The sequence below is a fragment of the Bifidobacterium saimiriisciurei genome (genome assembly GCF_010667655.1).
GTDB lineage: Bacteria > Actinomycetota > Actinomycetes > Actinomycetales > Bifidobacteriaceae > Galliscardovia > Galliscardovia saimiriisciurei.
Window position 1 is genome coordinate 140,236 of record NZ_WHZU01000003.1, and the last position, 20,004, is coordinate 160,239.

Genomic DNA, 20,004 nt, shown 5'->3' on the forward strand with positions numbered 1-20,004 from the left:
TTTTGAAGTCGAATGGAAATGAAAGGTTTTACGAAGTCGGCCTATAGGGTACCGGCCAGCCAATCGATGCAGCGGGAGAAGAATGGCCCATATCCCGACCAATCCATGAATTCCTCGGATGCCCAATGAGGCGCAATATCAGTGGTATAAGCAAGGGACCGTCCTTTCCCATACGTTCCCGTAATCAGCAGCGGATTATCATCCACCGTCATCAGTACATGGCTGTCACTTTTCGGAGTCACCTTCTGATATCCAAGAATTCGAGGGAACTCCCCCAATCCATCGCAAATCACATTGGCCCCGACTTCCTTTGGATTGATTCCCTGCGGTGCCTCGACGCGATCATCATAGGGCAGAATCTCAACCGGCAGAACCTCCTCCACCGGAGTACCGCGATAATGGGCCTTGCCCTCGAACCCAGCAAACGAAAGATAGCCACCGGCCATCATCAGGGAGCCACCGTCCCTCACCCAATCACGCAGCAGCATCATACGATTGAAAGAAGGCCTTCCCAAGGCAAATACGCCATTAGACAGCACAAGCGAATTGGAACCGATGTCGGAAAGAATCACCACGTCATATCGATCGAGCTCATCGCGAGTCCACGGAAAATGCTCAGGAACGTCGTGAGCCAGAAGGTGAGTGATTTCATGTCCAGCGTTGCGTAGTTCACGCAACAAAACCTCGCACCCAATCTCCAGTTTGGTACTGGTAAACGAGTCATATCCCTTAAATTCAGTAGTAGAGGAAATCCACGATTCCCCCGCCAAAAGAACTTTCGCCATATCAACTTCCTTTCATCATTGATTGCGTTGATATCACATCATATTGCGTTTCATTGCGCAACGTTGTCTTTAATGTAACTGCTATATTTCCAGCAATCAACGCAACGGCGTGTCGCCTCATGGCGCATCGATGCGCAAAATTTACGCAACGAAAATGGCAAAAAACAAACTCCCCCCTACCACCACGAGATACACTGGGAAAACAAAACGAATCGTTGCCCCTCGCTCGTCGCAGTGCGGTCACACGATGTCGAACCAACAACGTCGGAACAACAGAATTGATGAGGTCAGTGCAATGGCATCGCTCTCGCAAGTGGCCAGACAGGCCGGGGTATCAGCTTCTACGGTATCCCGCTATTTCCGCGGACAGCTTTCCATCAAGACCGAAACCGCTGAAAAGATCCGTCAGGCCGCAAACGAACTCGGATATTCGTCCCCTTCTTTCCCCCTGGATGAAACCACCGAGACAAAAACGCCTCCACTCAATCGACCCGTCATCGAGCACACCGCCAGCCCATCAATTGGACACGACATAGCCTTGATAGTCCCGGAACTCACCAACCCGTTCTATGCATCCCTATGTGAGGCCATCGCCGCACAAGCTCAGGCAGGCAATCATACGTTGGAAATCATGGTTTCAGGTCGACAGCCCAGCACTGAATCCAGACTGGTGAACCACGTCATCGAATCCAAAAAATTCGATGGGCTAATCTATGCCGGAATGCATCGCACCAATCGCGCACTGAATCATCTGGCCACCTCGCCAATCAGATTGGTTCTGCTTGACGAGGATATAACCATCCCTACACAGTCTCATCCGAATATCGTCACCGTGGATAATTATTCTGGAGCCTATCAGGCGACGTCGTATCTTATTTCACTGGGGCATCGCCGCATTGCCCACATCGCCGGACCGACGATGTTGAGCACCACCACGGAACGTCTGCGCGGATACCAAGCCGCATTGGAGAACGCCGGAATCCCTTATGATCCACAGCTCGTATTCTCAGGCCCTTACACTGAAGAATATGGCGCCAGTGTACTGACATATTTAACTCAGCCCGAAAATCGCCCAACTGCGGTATTCGCCGGATCCGACATCGTGGCAATCGGCCTGATCTCCGTGTGCAAACAGTATGGCATCTCCATCCCGCAGGATCTTTCCGTGGTCGGATGCGACGGCATTCGTACCGGCAAGTGGCTACGCCCCAGCCTCACCACACTCACCCAGCCCATCGACGACATGGCAATCGCCGCACTGAATCTACTGTTCCGAGACAACGACGAAGTCACACCCTCGAAACGGGGAGACAGCATACGTCTGCCTCTGACATTAACGATTCGAGAATCCGCAGTGCCACGGAACGAATAATGATACCGGCAAGATCAGCCATTGGAATCTGTAAGCCTGTCCATATTTCTGCAAATGCCAGACACCAATACAAGAAAAATACCGTCTTCGCAGTTAATGAGGATAACGGCCGCAAGCCATCAAATTGACCTGACTGGCCAGATTACACCAACCGCAAATGGCAGAAATATGAGAGAATAAGTCGAAGTATGTTTTTACTTATGGCCAGGGAGGTGAAATATGACATCAGTTGCTGCATCACGTATCACCCCGACACCGATGATGGAGAATCTCGACGATTCTACACTCTACGACGTGTTCTTTGAGAGCGGGACTATGCTTGGCGGCTACCTACAGTCGCTTATGGACTCAGCTGAGGCCTCCAATGATGATGATGCATATCGCCGCTGGTTTGCGGAAAGCCTTGAGCTGAATCGTCATCGGATGAATACCAAGCATTCGGATAGAGAAGAGCAAATCAGGCTCAAGCGCGAATGGGATGATCGCCGACGTTACCTGAAGACGCTGCTATGAACGACGACTTCGTGCTTTCGCGTTGGAAGAAGCGTATTCTTCCAACGATTGCCGCCAGTTGCGAAAAATCCGCAGAGCCAGTAACCATTTTCATCGGCGGCCAACCCGGTTCAGGAAAAACACGTACACAAATTATTATGCGACAGCGATATTCGCATAACACTGTTCTGCCCATCATCGGCGATGATTTTCGCCAATACCATCCCCAGTACCGAGAACTGCTGGAAAATCATCCGCTAGACATGCCTGACGTCACAGCCGATGCCGCCGGCGCATGGAGGTATGACGGTCCAATACACCAACGAAAACGGCATATCCTCCATTATCGAAGGCACCTGGAGGAATGCATCCACCGTACTCAATGAAGCCCGACGAGCAAAGGCCATGGGACGAATCACCCATGCCGTATTGGTCGCCGTCCCTCCGACGCTCAGCCGTCTTGGCATTCTCTCCCGTTTCTACTTCGATATGGCCAACGGGCACGAGGCTCGATGGACCCCTCCGAAAGCACATGAAAACACTGTCGTCGCACTGATGGAAAACGTTCCGTTAATCGCTTCCAGCGGATTATTCCACCGCTTTACGGTATTAAATCGATCCGGATCCGAACTCTATGACGGTTTCAATCCATCTGCGTTCGTGGAAAGCTGGAGCCGAGAATTTCGTCGCGCCCTCGACGCCACCGAGAAGCAATCGATTCAAAGAACCCTGCTCCAGCTCATACTCCTGCATGAACGGTTCACCCCTGAAGAGACCGAAGCCGCAGACATGATGCTGAAAATAAAGTACGCTGCATTCGGATACCCGAACGCGACTCCATCCAGCCTCCCTTACCTGACTTCAATGGATGAACTCAAAGACTGGGCCGATCGACAATAAAAAGCGGACTTCTCTCAGTCGAGAGAAGTCCGTCAGTCATTCGTTGACAGCCCCGCCGTCGGTCAGCCTTTGTAGAGGTATTTCTCGGCGGTCTCGAGGGTCATCTCGGTGCCGTTGCCGGGCGCGGTCGGGGCCATGTAGTTGCCGTTGCGGATCACGGTGGGGTGCACGAAGTGCTCGTGCTGGTTGTCCACGTACTCGATCATGCGGCCCTCGGTCGTGCCCGACACGGCCACGTAGTCGAACATCGCGAAGTGGCACACCGCCTCGCACAGGCCCACGCCGCCCGCGTGCGGGCACACCGGCTTGTTGAACTTCCTGGCCAGCAGGTACTCCAGCACGATCTCCTGGGGGCCCGCCACACGGGTCGCGTCGATCTGCATGATGCCGAACGCGTTGGCCTGCAGGTACTGCTTGAACATGATGCGGCTCTGCATCTGCTCGCCCGTGGCCACCGGGATCGGGTTGATCGCCCGGGCGATGGTCGCGTGCCCGATCACGTCGTCCGGGCTGGTGGGCTCCTCCACCCACGCCAGGTCGAACTCGTGGAACCGGTTGATCCACTCGATCGCGGTGGGCACGTCCCACACCTGGTTCGCGTCCACCGCCAGACGCACGTCCGGGCCGATCGCCTCGCGCGCCAGGGCCAGGCGGCGCAGGTCGTCGTCCACGTTCTGGCCGACCTTGAGCTTGATCTGCCTGAAGCCCTTGACCTGGCTCTCCTCCCTGGCCAGCGCCACCATCTTCTCGTCCGAGTAGCCCAGCCAGCCTGCCGCGGTCGAATAGCCCGGGTAGCCGGTCTCGAGCAGATGCTCGATGCGCTCGGCCTTGCCCCTCTGCCCGGCCCTGAGGATCTCGACGGCCTCCTCGGGGGTCAGCGCGTCGGTCATGTACCGGAAGTCCAGCGTGGAGACCAGCTCCTCCGGCTCCATCTCCGCCAGCAGACGCCACAGCGGCTTGCCGGCGCGCTTGGCCTTGATGTCCCACAATGCGGAGAGCACCGCGCCGATGGCCATGTGCTCCACGCCCTTCTCCGGGCCCAGCCAGCGCAGCTGGGAGTCATGGACGAACAGGTCCCACGCCCTCTTCATGTCGTCCAGCAACGGCTCGACCTCCATGCCGACCAGACGCTCGCCCATCGACTCGATCGCCTTGCACACCACGTCGTTGCCGCGGCCGATCGTGAACACGAAGCCCACGCCCTTGATTCCATCGTCCGCATCCGTGTGGATCTCCACATACGCCGACGAGTAATCCGGATCCGGGTTCATCGCATCCGAACCCGACAACGTGTTCGACGTCGGAAAACGAAAATCGAATACTTTGACATCAGTAAATCTAGACATAAAACGGCTCCTTTGCCTAAAGACAAGCGAAGCCAGCATGTTGTAAAAAGGCTTCGCTTTACAAACTGAAATATTCGTGTTTGAAATCGCCAAGAAGTCCGTAGCTTTCCCTTGAATGTCGCAGATGCTCCTGCAGCGCAATCACAGCACCGTCAAGGTCCCCGTCGATTGCCCTATCAAGGATTGCCACATGCTCGCGGCAGGATTCCAGCACACGTTCGCTGCGCAGAGTGGAGGTAAGCGCCCTCATACGCTGATTCTGAGTCATCAGCCGACGCATGGTATCGCTCAGATAATCATTGTCGGCTTTACCGGAAAGATATAAGTGCAATATGGTATCGAAATCTTCAGTGGATTGTTCCACCCGGGAATCACCATCATCGATTTTCTTCTGCTCGTGACGTCGGAATTCTACTAACTGTTCTACATCCAGCAATGGGAATCCCTTGCGCAGCAGAAATGGTTCGAGCAGATACCGAGCCTCCATCATGTCGTTGATTCCTTTAAGGGAAATCTGGCTGACCAGTATTCCCCTCCGAGGCAGGACCTGCACCAATCCTTCCTCCACAAGACGGCGCACGGCCTCTCGGACCGGGGTGCGGCTCACCCCGTTCTCATCAGCCAACGTCTGTTCATCCAACAAATCGCCAGGGCGATACTGTCCCATGACGATTCGCTCACGAATGAACCCGTATACCACGTCCCTCTTGTTCTGCGTCATACTAGCACTATAATTTACGTCCGCTCCTTTCTCTCCGCACCAGGTGACTTGCCGAAGAATGATGCCGACGTCTTCATTCAGAGACTGCCATCTCGCCATGCAGAGCGCCGGCATCGCGGTCGGCAGGAGGAAAGGGAAGGAACCTGCCGACCAGGGATTCAACGAATCATTTACAGTGCGTAGAAGTTGGTCTTGAAGCCCTTGACACCGGCATCAACGATGAAGACGTTGCCGGCGCCGGGACCTTCCGCCAGCTCTTCGTCGGAGAGTCCATGCGTCGCCGTGGTCACGACCATCTTGGAGAAGTCCTTGCCGACGAACACCGGGCAGGTGACTCGCTTGGCCGGGAACTTGATCTCGCGCATTTTCTCGCCGGTCTCACCGTTCCACTGCGAAACCTTGAAGCCTCCCCAGTTGGCAATCCACAGGTTGCCGTCAGCATCGACGGTCATGCCATCGGGATTGGCGTGCTGATCCTTGAAATCGATGAGCACACGCTTGTTGGAGATCTCGCCGGTCTCGACGTCGAAATCGAACTTATAGACGGTGTACTTGCCGGAATCGATATAGAACAGGTGCTTGTTGTCGGGACTCCAACCGAGGCCATTGGAAACGTTCACGCCCTGCAGCATCGGAGTGAACTTACCATTTTCCACACGGTAGAAGGACGCATCGAACCGCTCCTCAAACCAGGATGCGGTACCAGCCCAGACGCGACCCTTGGCATCGCACTTACCGTCATTGAAACGGTAGGTCAGCGGGTCATGGCCATCAGGGCCACCGATGAATTCCAGTGTGGAGTCGCTGTAATCATAGAGATACACACCATCCTGAAGGCCTACGAGCACAACGCCCTTCTTCTCCGTCGGGACGATGTAGCCGACGTACTTGGGCAGCGTGCGCTTCTCGACCTCACCGGTGGCGAAATCGTAGCGGAAGATCTCCTTCTCGAAGATGTTCACCCAGTAGAGCAAGTCGTTCTTATCGTCGTAGGAGGGGCCTTCGCCGAGTCGGTTGTGGCATTCCACCAGCGTCTGCACTTCAGCCATGATTATTACCTTTCATATCTGATGAATGTTGATTTGTTATTGCGGTTGTTTATTGTTATTGCGATTGATTGATGTTGTACGCGTCTGCCGTTCAGCCCTTGAGCTGCTGTGCCTTGAGCTTGCGACCGGCGGTTTCCTTGGCCATGAGCAGCGGGATGAACACCAGCAGGCAGGAGATGGCAAGGATGACGTAGCTGGTGGAGTAACCCCACTGGTCGATGACCCAGCCGATGACCGGGGAGACCAGGGTGCCGGAGAGGCCGTAGCCGATACCGACCAGGAAGCCGAGCGAGGAGGCCGCCTCCTTCGGTGCGGAATCGACGGTCAGGGAGTTGATGACGGCGAACGGCGCGTTACGGAACAGGCCCCAGATAATGAGCATGGCCCAAGCGGTCGGCACGCTGTTGATGAAGGTGAGACAGAACACGGTGGCTGCGAAGCCGACGGTGACGATGCCGAGAGCCGGACGACGGCCGATATGGTCGGAAACGGTGCCCCACAGAATCAGACCGAACCAACCGGTGATGCCGGAGGCGCCGGAAATCAGAGCTGCCTGTGCAAGACCGATGCCAAGGTGATCCATCAGGTACAGGGTAAGGAAGGTGGCAACGCCCATCTCCGTCCACAGGAACAGGAAGTCCATGGTGATGGCCAGACGGATATTACGGTTCTTCAGCGAGTTGACGGCGTTCATGAACGACTGCTTGACACCGAGCTTGTTCTCCACATCCTCCTTGGAGTACGGCTGGGTCATGCCATGCTCGTCAATCCATCCACGGACCTTCATCTCGTTCTTCTTGCTGCCGACGAGCCACTGGGCGATGATCAGCAGGATGCCGATGGCGGGAATCCATAGGAAGGCATCGCGCCAGCCGCCATAGAGCAGAACAATCGACAGCAGGGCAGGTCCGATGAACTGGCCGAGAGGCATACCGGTGTGGTTTACACCAAGGGCGAATCCTCGGTTTTCCTTCTGCCAGAAGTCACTGACGAGAGCGACGTTGGCAGGTTCCATGGCACCTGTACCAAGTCCCATGACCACTCGCCACAGCTGAAGGTTGAACACGCCTTTGGTGAAGAACGTGGCCAGACCGGAGATAATGGCAAGGAAGCAGCTTCCCCACCATGCCCAAGTACGCTTGTAGCCTCGACCAATGCTATCGGCGACAACGCCGATAATCGCGGCACCGAGCAGAGTGCCGATGAAGTTCAGCGAGCTGATGAAACCGCCTTGCGTGGAGTTCATGCCGAACTCCTTCATGATGGCGGGAAGCACGGTGGGCAGAATCTGTCTGTCGATGGAAATCAACAGCATGGAGCTGGTGCCGATGGCCAACATGCCCCAGGAGACCGGATGCGCCTTGGGCAACCAAGAGCTCTTGGTTTGCACTCCCTGACTATTGCTCATATTCTTTCCTTTTTCTCTACATCGTTGAGGAGAAATCCCATCTCCCACCGCTGGCCGCATTGCCTACTGGCGATGGGAAAAGAGGAATCGTTGTTGATGGGGAGGTCACATCAGAAGGCCTCCCCACAGGCGCTGCGAAGCATTAATTTCCGCAGCGAACACGTAGGGCTCAGTCCTCGAAGGTGAGGACCAGCTTCTTGACCTGCTCGGGATGCTCGTGCATGAGGTCGATGCCCTCCTGCACCTTCTCGAACGGAATCACGTGGGTGACGAGGCCGTCGTCACCGATGACGCCTTCCTCCAGCAGACGGATGATGGGATCGAACTGGAAGGCCTGCAGGCGGGAGCCCACCACGGTGAGCTGCTTGGCCATGAACGGCTTCTGCGCAATCGGGACCGGGGTCCCGTCCATGCCGAGCACCACGATAGTGCCGGCCACGGAGACGAGGTCGAAGCTCTTCTGGAACGTCTGCGGCAGGCAGGCGGCATCGATGACGATATTCGCCATCTCCCCGCCGGTCCACTCGTACACCGCCTCGACCAAGTCCTCCTTCGCGGGATTGACCACCACGTCGGCGCCGCTGGCCTTCGCGAACTCCAGTTTGTCATCGACCACATCGGAGACCATGACCGTGGCGCCCTTGACCTTGCAGATGCGGGTCAGCGCAATGCCGATCGGACCGGCGCCGTGGATGAACACACGGTCCGCCGCCCCGACCTGGCCACGCGTGGACGACTGTCCGGCGATGGTGTAGGGCTCGGCGAGCACGGCCGTGGTCCACGGGATGTCCTTGCGGATCTTGTGGGCCTGGATGTTCTTGATGACCAGATACTCCTGCTGACCGCCGTCGACGTGCACGCCGTTGACCTTGAGATCCTCACTCACGTTCGGCATGCCGCGACGCACCGCATAGCTCTTGCCCGAATAGGTGATCGGCTCGATGACGATGTGATCGCCCGGCTCGAGATCCTTGACGGCATCGCCGAACTCGACGACCTCACCGACCATCTCATGGCCCATCACACGCGGGAACTTCGCGAACGGATTCTCTCCGGCGAGCATGTGTATGTCGGAACCACACACACCCACGGCGCGAATCTTCACCAATACCTCGTCCGCCGCCTTGATTTCGGGCATTGGACGCTCTTCGATGCGAAGATCATTGGGGCCGTAAACGACTGCTGCTTTCATTGTTATGCTTTCCTTCCGTCTCGAAAATGAATGTTGCGTTCGTTTGATTCATCACTGAATTTCGAAACGGTCATTCACCCGAGACAAGCTGAGGAAAGCTGGTAATCAGGCATGTTGCGCCTGATAACCGCTTCACTGTCAATCATGCGCACTCCTTTCACTTCTTCGTTGAAGCCGACGTGCATTACTGCATGCCATTGAAATTGATGGATATACCAATGATGAAATATCCTCAGACGAAGCCCCCCCCCCGAACAACTTCGTTCGGAAGGCAACGTCGGAGTACCTGCACACTCGTTGTATTTTTTGAATACATCTTGTATACAAGTTGTGTAATTAGAATAACAGTTCGATAACGAAGCACCAAATCGTGATAGAAATATGTCAACGACACCAATGTTTTCAATGATGACGACGGCGTGTCGCATAACGGCAACCAGTCGTCGGCCAAGAGGAAAGCCTTCCCCGACCGCGACGCCCAAGCAAAGGAGCACACGAACATGACCGTACGATTCGAGGGAATATACTGCCCTTCCATCACCATCACCCACGACGACGGCACACTCGACCTCGAATTATGGGGGGAACATCTCGACCACCTCATCGAAGCAGGAATCGACGGCGTGCTGGTCTTCGGCAGCATCGGCGAATTCTTCGCGTTCCCGTTGGAGACGAAGAAGCGCGCGGTCGAATTCGCCGTACGGCATGTGGCCGGCCGCATGAGCGTGCTCGTCGGCATCGGCGACACGAACATCGACGACGTCGTCGACTTCGCGAAATTCTGCGAGCAGACGGGCGCCGATGCACTGGTGGCGGTCAGCCCCTACTACTTCGGCCCCAACGACGCGGCCGCCGAACGGTATTTCACCACAGTGTCCAAGGCCACCGACCTGCCTGTCATCCTCTACAACTTCCCCGCCCGCACCGGCAACGACCTCAGCCCGCAGCTCGTGGCGCAGCTTCAGCGGCAGTGCCCCACCATCGTCGGCATCAAGGACACCGTGGACACCATCAGCCATACACGCAAGGTCATCAGCGCGGTCAGACCGGCGAATCCCGATTTCTCGGTGCTCTCCGGCTATGACGAGTACTACCTGGTCAACCGGGTCTCCGGCGGCAACGGCGTACTGTGCGGACTGACCAATGTGGAGCCGGAGACGTTCGTCACCATGCACCGCGCATATCAGGCCGGAGACTACGCCACGGCGGTGAAGGCGGCCCAGCGCATCAGCCATCTCATGGCCATCTACGATTGCGCGGACCTGTTCATTTCGGCGATCAAGGGAGCCGTCAAGGCCAAGGGACTGCCGATCTCCACCCTCGTTCGCGAACCGGCCGTACAGCTCACCGATGAACAGTACGAGACGATTCGCCAGCTGTGCCGGCAGGATGACTGACAAGCGATTATCACAAATAGGGAACTCACCGAATCGCCGTAGCGATGAAATTCGCAGCGTCAAACACCCGTCAATGGACTACAGCACATTTTTAGAAAAGTGCATTGCAATTCATGAAAATCAGATGGATTCCGATGGACTGCGGCGCATATCGGGCATTTTGCAACGCAGTCCATCAAAAATCCGCAGGACGAAAACCAGAACCGTTGCAATTATGCGGTTTCTTGGCCACGGATGATTCTCGGCCGATGGACTGCGCCGTTTTTTCAACGAAAAACGCCGCAGTCCATGGGAATCAGGCCGATATCGATGGATTGCGACGCAAAACGGCGCATACACGACGCAGTCCATCGCGTCGGGTCAAAACTCAGACCGGGACCTTGACGACGACCTTGCGGACGTGCTCGCGGCTGCCGGGGTTGGCGGAACAGCGCGGCTTGTGCGCGTCCTCCGGAGCGACCACGACGAACGAGCCGGCCTCGAGCAGCAGGCCGCCGTCGATGGCCGGATCGTCATACAGTGAAAGATCGGTGTCGTCGTCACGCTCGTGCAGCACGAGTCCGTTGCGCTTGCACAGGTACACGCGCTCGCGGCCCTCGATGACATAATGCACGTCGAAGAAATGATCGTGGGTCTCGAAACGGCCTTCGTCGGCCTCGCGGGTGTCGTATTCCTGCACATAGGCGACGCTGTGCGAGCCTTCGATCGGGTACGTGCCCGGCTCGAGCGATGAGAGCGCCGGGTCGCGCAGCCAGGCGTAGACGGTCTTGAATTCGTCGTCGCAGTAGTCGTATCGTTCCGCGGCGTCGATGCCAGCAGCGAACATGTGGATTCCTTTCGTTCGATGGTGGAATTATCCGCCGTCCACCTTACTCGGAAGAGACCCAAGGAATGGAATCGGTTTCACGAATCGGCGGCCACATGCCACCGGACGAATCGCACAGGGCAGGATTCCAATCGGAGCGATCAAAACCCCGAACGAAGCCACGGCCCGAACGGGACCGCAACCCAAAACGGAACCGCAACCCAAAACGAAGCAGCAGATCAACTGGAGCCGCACTCCACCGAGGGAAAACAAACAGAGGCCCGGAACATCACGAGGATGTTCCGGGCCCCCTTGGGCTAATGGCCGTTAGGCCATACATCCGGCACGGAATCATTTCGAAGGCGATTCCATGCCTTCAACTGCATGTGAAGAAGCTTGACCGGACACCAACCCAAGTATGAGAATCCCGGATTGGACCGTTACCGGTCAGGCGCGCTTGCGCAGCTGCAGGACGACGGCGGCACCGGCGAGTGCGACGACGGCGAACACGGCCACACCGGCGACGGCGGAACCGGTCTTGCTCAGGGTGGCACCGGTGTTCTGCTTTGCGGCGGCCTTCTTGGCCTCGGCCTGCTTCGTCTCGCTCTTCTTCGCTTCGGCCTTCTGGGCCGGGGTGAGGGTGGCGGCGGGCACGACCTTGGTCCACTGGGCCACGAGCTTGTACACGTCACCGCTCACGGTGTCCGTGGACTTCACTGCGGTGCCGTCCTTGTCGGTGCCGGTCTCGGCGTAGGCCCAGCCGGCCAGCTTGTAGCCGTCACGCTTGAGGGTGGAGGAGGTCGGCAGCTTGTCGAGGATGGTCTCGCCCTTGCCGAGCTGCAGGGAGAAGTCACCGGTCTCGCCATCGATGTTGCCGCCGTTCGTGTTGTACACGACCGTGTACTGGGCGACGTTCATGTTCGGGTCGACGTCCGCGGCATCCCACAGCGCGACGATATGCTCGTCGGCGGAGAACACATCGTCCTTGCCGACGGTCGTGTTCGTGCCATGCGCCTTGGTGTCGGCGTAGTGCCAGCCGCGGAAGGTGTAGCCGTCACGCTTGAGCTCAGGCAGCACGGACAGCACGTTCTGGTTCTCGCCGACGGTGTACTGCACGTCACCGTACTGGCCCTTGAACTCGCCGTTCTGAATCTCGCCGCCGTTGGTGGACACGGTCAGCGTGTAGGTCTTGACGGAGGCGCCGGGATCGACCACGGACAGATCCCATGTGGCGTAGACGGCGACGTCACCGGAGATGACATCGTTCTCGCCGACGGCGGTGGAGGTGCCGTGGCCCGTCGCATCGGCGTAGTGCCAGCCGTGGAAGTCGAAGCCGTCACGCTTGAGCTCAGGCAGCACGGACGACAGCTTCTCGCCCTCGCCGACGGTGAGCTGCACGTCACCGGACTCGCCCTTGAACTCGCCGTCCTGGATGGTGCCGCCGTTGGTGGACACGGTCAGCGTGTAGGTCTTGACGGAGGCGCCGGGGTCGACGTCGGCCAGGTCCCACGTGGCGTAGACGGCGACATCGCCCTTGACGACATCGTCGGCGCCGACGGCGGTGGAGGTGCCGACGGCCACGGTGTCGGTGTAGTGCCAGCCGCGGAAGGTGTAGCCGTCGCGCTTGAGCTCAGGCAGCACGGACGACAGCTTCTCGCCCTCGCCGACGGTGAGCTGCACGTCACCGGACTCGCCCTTGAACTCGCCGTTCTGGATCACACCGCCCTTGGTGGACACGGTCACCGTGTGCGTGGTCACGCCCATGCCGGGATCGACCTCGGCGGCGGTCCACTTGGCGAACACGGAGACGTTGCCGGTCACCGTATCGGTAGCGCCGACGGCCTTGCCGTTCTCGTAGTACCAGCCGCCGAACACGTAATCGAGACGGTTCAGCGTCGGCAGCGAAGCGGACAGGTTGGCGCCCTCGGTGAGGGTGAGCTGCACGTCACCGGACTGGCCGGCGAACTCACCGTTCTGGATCACACCGCCCTTGGTGGATACGATCACGGTGTGCTTGACGGGGGCCGGGGCGGCGACGTCCTTCAGCACGGCGTCGAGCGTGGCGCCGGGAACGCCGGCGACGTTCGTGGCCTTGAACTCGGGCTCGCCGATCTTGGCGCCGGTGTTCACGCGCTGGCCGTTCAGCGTCCAGTAATCAATGGCCTTGCCTTCCGGCACGTCAACGGAACGCTCGACGTTGGCGAATGCGGTGGCGACGGTCGCGTCGCAGCTGGTCTGAGATGCGACGATATACGTATTCACACGGAAATTGACCGTGCATTCATTTGCGGGGTTCTCTTCGGCCTGCGCGGTAAACGGTGCCGAAACCGTCAGAGCGGCCACTGCTGCGACACCCGCAATAACCTTCTTGAAACTCATAATTGGACCTCGACAGTACTTCCTACTATCTCCTTATATAAACCATCCCAATAGGAAGCCTTCGAAAATCCCCTGGGAGCTGCGCGACCCCTCTTCACTTGAACCGCACGGTGAAAAAAATACCCCCCCCCATGACAATCTCGTGATTAACGGCCGAATACAAGCCGAATACAAATGGAGGGGCGGGCGCCGACGATGGTTCGGCCCCCGCCCCTCCATGGGTCAGGTCACATGCGGATCCGTGAGAGGACCATCAGTCCTCGAATGCCGAGCCGTCAAACGGAGAGCCCAGTGGGCTCTCCTTAGGCGAGGGGAGCGACCGCCAAGGTCGCGCACGGATCCGTGAGAGGACCATCAGTCCTCGAACGGATCGAAGTCACGACGGACGCGACGGCGCGGACGCTCGGAACGCTCCTCGCGGTCGGCGCGGTACTCGTCGTAGGAGTCGTCGACGGCGTAGCGCGGCGCCTCGCGACGGCCGCCACGGCGATCGTCGCGGTAGTCGTCGCGACGACGATCGTCACGGTCACGACGGCCGCCACGGCGGTCATCGCGATCCCTGCGGTCATCGCGATCGCGACGGTCATCACGGTCACGACGGCGATCGTCGCGGTAGTCGCGGTCGTCGTCGCGATCGAAATCGCGGTCGTCCTCATAGTCGTCGTAGTGACGGCGACGGCCACGGCGGTCGTCACGGTCACGACGGTCGTCGCGATCGCGGCGATCATCACGGTCACGACGGCCACGGCCACGGTAGCCGCGGTCATCACGGTCTCCACGGCCGCCACGGCGGTCGTCGCGATCGCCGCGGCCACGGCCGCCACGATCGGCGCCGCGACCGGCGCCGGACTCCTGGTCCTCGAAGCCGGGGATGGCCAGCGAGATCTTGCCGCGGTCGTCCACGCCCTGGACGATCACCTCGACGGTGTCGCCTTCCTTGAGCACGTCCTCGACGGCGTCGATGCGCTCGCCGTTGGCGAGGTTGCGGATCTGGCTGATGTGCAGCAGGCCGTCGGTGCCCGGGGTGAGGTTCACGAACGCGCCGAACGACGTGGTCTTGACGACCTTGCCGTTGTACTGCTCGCCGGCCTCCGGCACATGCGGGTTGGCGATCTGGTCGATGATCTGCTTGGCCTTCTCGGCGCCCTCGCCACCCTCGGAGGAGATGAACACGGTGCCGTCGTCCTCGATGGCGATCTCGGCGCCGGTGTCCTCCTGGATCTGGTTGATCATCTTGCCCTTCGGACCGATGACCTCGCCGATCTTGTCGACCGGAACGGTGGTGGTGATGATGCGCGGAGCGTACTCGCTCATCTCGGCCGGGCCGTCGATGCACTCGTTGATGAGGTCGAGGATCGTGGCGCGGGCCTCGTGGGCCTGCTGCAGGGCGGCGGCCAGGATGTCGGCGGGGATGCCGTCGAGCTTGGTGTCGAGCTGCAGGGCGGTGATGAACTCGCTGGTGCCGGCGACCTTGAAGTCCATGTCGCCGAACGCGTCCTCGGCGCCCAGGATGTCGGTCAGGGTCTTGAAGACGTGCTGGCCGTCGACGTCGCCGGAGACCAGACCCATGGCGATGCCCGCGACCGGGGCCTTCAGCGGCACGCCGGCGGCAAGCAGAGACAGGGTGGAGGCGCACACGGAGCCCATGGAGGTGGAGCCGTTGGAACCGATGGCCTCGGAGACCTGACGGATGGCGTAGGGGAACTCCTCGCGGCTCGGCAGCACCGGCACGATGGCCTTCTCAGCGAGGGCGCCGTGGCCGATCTCGCGGCGCTTCGGGGAGCCGACGCGGCCGGTCTCGCCGGTGGAGTACGGCGGCATCTCGTAGTTGTGCATGTAGCGCTTGGTGTTCGGGCCGGAAAGCGCGTCGATCTGCTGCTCCATCTTGAGCATGTTCAGCGTGGTGACGCCCAGGATCTGGGTCTCGCCGCGCTGGAACAGGGCGGAGCCGTGCACGCGGGGCACGATGTCCACCTCGGCGGACAGGGTGCGGATGTCGCGCAGGCCACGGCCGTCGATGCGGTAGTCCTGCGTGAGGATGCGGCGGCGGACGATCTGGCGCTGCAGCTCCTTGAACGCGTTGCCGATCTCCTTTTCCTTCTCGGCGTCGTCCATGTCGGTGAACTCGCCGGCGAGGGTGTCCTTCACCTGCTGCTTGATCTCGGCGATGCGGTCCTGGCGCGGCAGCTTCTCGGCGATGGACAGGGCCTCGTCGAGCTGGCCGTGGGCGATCTCGTCGATGCGGTTGTACAGGTCGTCGGTGTACTCCGGGAAGAGCTGAAACTCGCGGGTCTCCTTGGCGGCCTTGGCCTTGAGCTCGTTCTGGGCCTCGCAGATCACCTTGATGAACGGCTTGGCGGCCTCGAGGCCACCGGCCACGACGGTCTCGTCGGGCTTGATCTGGCCGTCCTCGTAGATGAGCTTCCAGGCGTTCTTGCCGGCACCGGCCTCGATCATGGCGATGGCGACGTCGCCGTTCTCGATCACACGGCCGGCGACCACGATCTCGAACACGGCGCGCTCGCGCTCGCTCCAACGCGGGAAGGCGACCCACTGGCCGTCGATGAGGGCCAGGCGCACGCCGGAGACCGGGCCTTCGAACGGCAGGCCGGAGATCAGCGTGGAGGCGGAGGCGGCGTTCAGCGCGATGACGTCATAGGCGTCCTCGGGATTGATGGCGAGGATGGTCTCCACAACCTGCACTTCGTTGCGCAGCGTGTGCGGGAACAGCGGACGCAGCGGGCGGTCGATGATGCGGCAGGCCAGGATGGCCTCGGAGCTCGGACGGCCCTCGCGGCGGAAGAAGGAGCCCGGGATCTTGCCCGCGGCGTACATCTTCTCTTCGACGTCGACGGTCAGCGGGAAGAAGTCGTAGTTCTCCTTCGGGCTGGAGCCGGCGGTGGTGGTGCTCAGCACCATGGAATCATCATCAAGATAGGCGGCTACTGCCCCATCCGCCTGCTGGGCGAGACGACCCGTCTCGAAGCGCAGCGTGCGCTTGCCGAATGAACCATTGTCGATAACGGCCTCTACGGCCTTGATCTCGGGACCCTCCATCAGGGTTCCTCCTTTTGTCGATATTCCTACTATCTATCCATGCCTCTTCTTTTCCCGCCGGCCCGTGCCGACCCCGGCGGCCCGACGGCTGCTCGCCGCACGGCCGGGGAGGCGAAGGCCTCGGGGGGAGCCGGTTTTCTTCCGCGCTCCCTGCGCGTGATATGCCATGGATCACGCGTCTTTTGCATGCCGGACGTATTCCTCGATGAGATTCCATACCTCATCCGAATCCCAGGCCGCCCCTTTCGGCCGCGCTGCTCTGGCGCCCTTCGCGACCAACCTCTGTGGCCAGGGGGATTCTTCCTCGTCTTTCCTCACAGTCGGCAATCCCCCGACATGCAAAAGCGCCCGAGCAGGTTATGCCCGGGCGGAAGAATTCAATTATCGGCGCAGACCGAGGCGTTCGATCAGGGAACGGTAACGTTCGATGTCAACGCGCTTGAGGTAGTCCAGCAGACGGCGACGATCACCGATCATGAGCTGCATGCCACGACGGGAGTGGTGATCATGCTTGTGCTCCTTGAGGTGCTCGGTCAGATCCGAGATGCGCTTGGACAGCAGCGCCACCTGAACCTCGGGCGAACCGGTGTCGCCCTCGTGCGTCGCGTACTCGGAAATGATTGCCTGCTTTTCAGCGTTGCTAAGAGCCACAGCTCCTCCTTGTGTTCAGTGTTGTTGCGCGGTGCCGTGGGCATGATGCTCACAGCGCTCTCTATCCGCGGGCGAAACACGCCAAAATTCAAGTATACACGCAGGGCGGACGAAGCCCCGACCGTGCGTCACGCTCACACCGCGGTGACGAGGCCGCCGAGCAGCACGACCAGCAGCGCCACCACCTCGATGACGAAGAACATCGACAGCGCCGACCAGCTGCGCGTGAGCGTATTGAGCCGGGAGTCCTTGTGAATCGTGACCAGCAGGCCCACATAGACCACGGCGAACACCGCCAGCCCCACCGCCGCGGAGATGATGCCGAGGTTGGCCGCGTTGATGGGCGGCGCCGCCTCGCCATACACCACGTACGTGGAATTCCAGAAATTGAGGCGAAGCAGGCCCACGCCGGCGACCAGCTGCTCCAACGCCAGCGCGAGGATGAACAGCACACGCCACAGCACGCGCTTCGTCTCCATGACCGCCATGCCCAGCGAGGCGAACATGACCACGGTGATCGCCCACGACAGCAGCGCCATGCCACGGGGATCGAACGGCTCGACGAAATCGACGACGAGCTGCGTGCCGTTCATCGCCAGCAGGCGGCCGCCGCCGTACGGCACGATGATGGCCGCGATCAGCGCGATGATGAACGCCGCCCAACGGCCCTTGTGCCAGCGGCGACGTCCCAGCTCCGCGATGGACGGCTCGCGCGGATGGGATTCGCTCGGATCGGTCACCCGGGCCTTCGCGCCGGCGTCCTTGGCCTCGGCGCCCTTCATATCAACGGCCTTCATATCGGCGTCATACTGCGTTCCGACGCCGGCCGGCATCCCGTCCATGTCGCGACTCGTCTTGCTTGATTCGGTTGCCATGCACGCTCCAATCGTTCGTCCCCGCGGAAAATCGGGCTTCCCGAATACAAGAAAACCGTTGCCATGGCAACGGTCTCAAGTGGAGCGGATGACGGGAATCGAACCCGCGTAATCAGTTTGGAAGACTGAGGCTCTACCATTGAGCTACATCCGCAGTGGAAGCGCAAACTTCCGAAAAACGATTATTACATACGTTCCTGATTTTGCAAAATCCATCGTCGGCCGGCATCGTCGCCCGGCAGCGTCATTCAACATTGCCATAGGTCGATAAGCATTGTTGCGGGCCGGCGCGGCGCGTGCCGCCCGCCGGCCCGATACCGTACTACTATGCGCTACGACTTTACCTCCATCATCGACCGCCACGGCAGGGACGCGATCGCCGTGGACGGCGTCGGCTCCATGCCCGGATTCGCGCCCGACGCGCCCAGGCCCGGCTTCGACGAGATCCCCATGTGGATCGCCGACATGAACTTCGCCACCGCGCCGAGCATCACGCGGGAGATCGTCAAACGTACGGAGCATCCGCTGTTCGGATACTTCGACCCCAGCGACGACTACTTCAACGCCATCATCGACTGGCAGCGCGACCGCAACGGCGTGACCGGCCTCGAGGCGAAGCACATCGGCTACGAGAACGGCGTGCTCGGCGGCGTGGTCAGCGCGATGAAGGCGTTCGCCACGCCCGGCGACGCGGTGCTGCTGCACTCCCCCACCTACGTCGGGTTCACCATGTCGATCGGCGGCAACGGATACCGCATCGTGCACAGCCCGCTCAAGCGCGACGAGGACGGCGTGTGGCGCATGGACTTCGACGACATGGACCGCAAGATCAAGGAGAACAACATCCATGTGGCGGTGTTCTGCTCGCCGCACAACCCGTGCGGACGCGTGTGGGAGCGATGGGAGATCGAACGTGCGATGGAGGTCTACGCGGCCAACGACTGCGTCGTCATCTCCGACGAGATCTGGTCCGACATCATCCTGCGCGGCAGCCGCCACATCCCCACGCAGTCGGTGAGCGATGACGCGCGCAACCGCGTCATCGCGTTCTACGCGCCGAGCAAGACGTTCTCGCTGGCCGGCCTCGTCGGCAGCTACCACATCGTCTACAGCGACTATCTGCGCGACCGTCTGACGGCCGTGAGCGAGAAGACGCACTACAACGCCATGAACGTGCTGTCGATGCATGCGCTCGTGGGCGCCTTCAGCCCCGAGGGCCGCGAATGGCTCGAGCAGCTGCTCGACGTGCTGAGCGACAACGTCGACTACGCGGTCGACTACATCGAACGGCATTTCGACGGGATCGCGGTGTCGAAGCCGCAGGGCACGTACATGCTGTTCCTCGACTGCACCGAATGGTGCGGGAAGCATGGCGTCACGATCGACGAGCTGCAGAAGCGCGGCTCGGATGTGGGCGTCGGCTGGCAGGACGGCCGGCAGTTCCAGCATCCGTGCGCGATCCGCATGAATCTGGCGTTGCCGAAGTCCCGCGTCGAGGAGGCCATGCGCCGCCTGAGCGAATACGTGTTCGCGGAATAGGCTCCCCCCGAGATCCCCGTGCCGTGGAGCCGCACA

Annotated in this window: 17 protein-coding genes and 1 tRNA gene; 6 read left to right on the forward strand and 12 right to left on the reverse strand. The window is 59.9% G+C overall.

Annotated elements, in window-relative coordinates:
- Nucleotides 1-41: 41 nt before the first annotated feature.
- Nucleotides 42-785, reverse strand: a complete 744-nt coding sequence (locus tag GFD18_RS02850) for a glutamine amidotransferase (RefSeq protein WP_163199943.1) — start codon at nt 783-785, stop codon at nt 42-44.
- 295 nt (nt 786-1,080) lie between these two features.
- Here GFD18_RS02850 and GFD18_RS02855 point away from each other — a divergent pair, with 295 nt between their 5' ends.
- The 4 genes from GFD18_RS02855 (at nt 1,081) to GFD18_RS02870 (ending at nt 3,549) form a co-directional block, all read left to right on the forward strand.
- Nucleotides 1,081-2,157 carry a LacI family DNA-binding transcriptional regulator gene (locus GFD18_RS02855; RefSeq protein WP_163199942.1) on the forward strand — a complete coding sequence of 359 codons (1,077 nt, stop codon included), beginning with the start codon at nt 1,081-1,083 and terminating at the stop codon, nt 2,155-2,157.
- Between the two features lie 219 nt (nt 2,158-2,376).
- A complete protein-coding gene (locus GFD18_RS02860; protein WP_163199941.1) occupies nt 2,377-2,670 on the forward strand; it encodes a hypothetical protein in 294 nt (97 codons plus the stop codon).
- Nucleotides 2,667-3,035 (forward strand): zeta toxin family protein, encoded by a 369-nt coding sequence (locus tag GFD18_RS11260; RefSeq protein WP_163199940.1) that lies wholly within the window; start codon nt 2,667-2,669, stop codon nt 3,033-3,035. The genes GFD18_RS02860 and GFD18_RS11260 overlap by 4 nt, the downstream gene beginning before the upstream one ends.
- On the forward strand, nt 2,953-3,549 hold the full coding sequence (locus GFD18_RS02870) for a zeta toxin family protein (RefSeq protein ID WP_163199939.1): 597 nt from the start codon (nt 2,953-2,955) through the stop codon (nt 3,547-3,549). Before GFD18_RS11260 ends, GFD18_RS02870 begins: the two co-directional genes overlap by 83 nt.
- A 62-nt stretch (nt 3,550-3,611) precedes the next feature.
- On the opposite strand, the gene GFD18_RS02875 is transcribed toward GFD18_RS02870, so the two are convergent.
- From GFD18_RS02875 to GFD18_RS02895, 5 genes are all read right to left on the reverse strand, one after another.
- Nucleotides 3,612-4,895, reverse strand: coding sequence for an enolase C-terminal domain-like protein (locus GFD18_RS02875; protein WP_163199938.1), 1,284 nt, complete (start codon nt 4,893-4,895; stop codon nt 3,612-3,614).
- 58 nt (nt 4,896-4,953) lie between these two features.
- The gene (locus GFD18_RS02880; protein ID WP_163199937.1) at nt 4,954-5,616 is read right to left on the reverse strand and encodes a GntR family transcriptional regulator; all 663 of its coding nucleotides are present in this window, start codon (nt 5,614-5,616) and stop codon (nt 4,954-4,956) included.
- A gap of 170 nt (nt 5,617-5,786) precedes the next feature.
- Entirely contained in the window at nt 5,787-6,665 is an 879-nt protein-coding gene (locus tag GFD18_RS02885) for an SMP-30/gluconolactonase/LRE family protein (protein ID WP_163199936.1), read from the reverse strand.
- A gap of 91 nt (nt 6,666-6,756) precedes the next feature.
- Nucleotides 6,757-8,073, reverse strand: coding sequence for an MFS transporter (locus GFD18_RS02890; protein WP_204313990.1), 1,317 nt, complete (start codon nt 8,071-8,073; stop codon nt 6,757-6,759).
- 169 nt (nt 8,074-8,242) lie between these two features.
- Entirely contained in the window at nt 8,243-9,211 is a 969-nt protein-coding gene (locus GFD18_RS02895) for a zinc-binding dehydrogenase (protein ID WP_204313989.1), read from the reverse strand.
- A 554-nt stretch (nt 9,212-9,765) separates the two neighbouring features.
- On the opposite strand from GFD18_RS02895, the gene GFD18_RS02900 reads away from it, so the two are divergent.
- Nucleotides 9,766-10,662, forward strand: a complete 897-nt coding sequence (locus GFD18_RS02900) for a dihydrodipicolinate synthase family protein (protein ID WP_163199934.1) — start codon at nt 9,766-9,768, stop codon at nt 10,660-10,662.
- Between the two features lie 367 nt (nt 10,663-11,029).
- On the opposite strand, the gene GFD18_RS02905 is transcribed toward GFD18_RS02900, so the two are convergent.
- From GFD18_RS02905 to GFD18_RS02930, 6 genes are all read right to left on the reverse strand, one after another.
- Nucleotides 11,030-11,488 (reverse strand): YhcH/YjgK/YiaL family protein, encoded by a 459-nt coding sequence (locus GFD18_RS02905; protein ID WP_163199933.1) that lies wholly within the window; start codon nt 11,486-11,488, stop codon nt 11,030-11,032.
- A gap of 426 nt (nt 11,489-11,914) precedes the next feature.
- Nucleotides 11,915-13,729, reverse strand: a complete 1,815-nt coding sequence (locus GFD18_RS02910) for an InlB B-repeat-containing protein (protein WP_163228254.1) — start codon at nt 13,727-13,729, stop codon at nt 11,915-11,917.
- A 471-nt stretch (nt 13,730-14,200) separates the two neighbouring features.
- The gene (locus GFD18_RS02915) at nt 14,201-16,903 is read right to left on the reverse strand and encodes a polyribonucleotide nucleotidyltransferase (RefSeq protein WP_163199931.1); all 2,703 of its coding nucleotides are present in this window, start codon (nt 16,901-16,903) and stop codon (nt 14,201-14,203) included.
- A 381-nt stretch (nt 16,904-17,284) separates the two neighbouring features.
- On the reverse strand, nt 17,285-17,554 hold the full coding sequence (rpsO, locus tag GFD18_RS02920; RefSeq protein ID WP_100510611.1) for a 30S ribosomal protein S15: 270 nt from the start codon (nt 17,552-17,554) through the stop codon (nt 17,285-17,287).
- 134 nt (nt 17,555-17,688) lie between these two features.
- Nucleotides 17,689-18,429: a hypothetical protein gene (locus GFD18_RS02925; protein WP_163199930.1), complete on the reverse strand. Its 741-nt coding sequence runs from the start codon at nt 18,427-18,429 to the stop codon at nt 17,689-17,691.
- A gap of 80 nt (nt 18,430-18,509) precedes the next feature.
- Nucleotides 18,510-18,583: transfer RNA gene (locus GFD18_RS02930), tRNA-Gly, on the reverse strand.
- A 173-nt stretch (nt 18,584-18,756) separates the two neighbouring features.
- On the opposite strand from GFD18_RS02930, the gene GFD18_RS02935 reads away from it, so the two are divergent.
- Entirely contained in the window at nt 18,757-19,968 is a 1,212-nt protein-coding gene (locus tag GFD18_RS02935) for a MalY/PatB family protein (RefSeq protein ID WP_163199929.1), read from the forward strand.
- Nucleotides 19,969-20,004 lie beyond the last annotated feature (36 nt).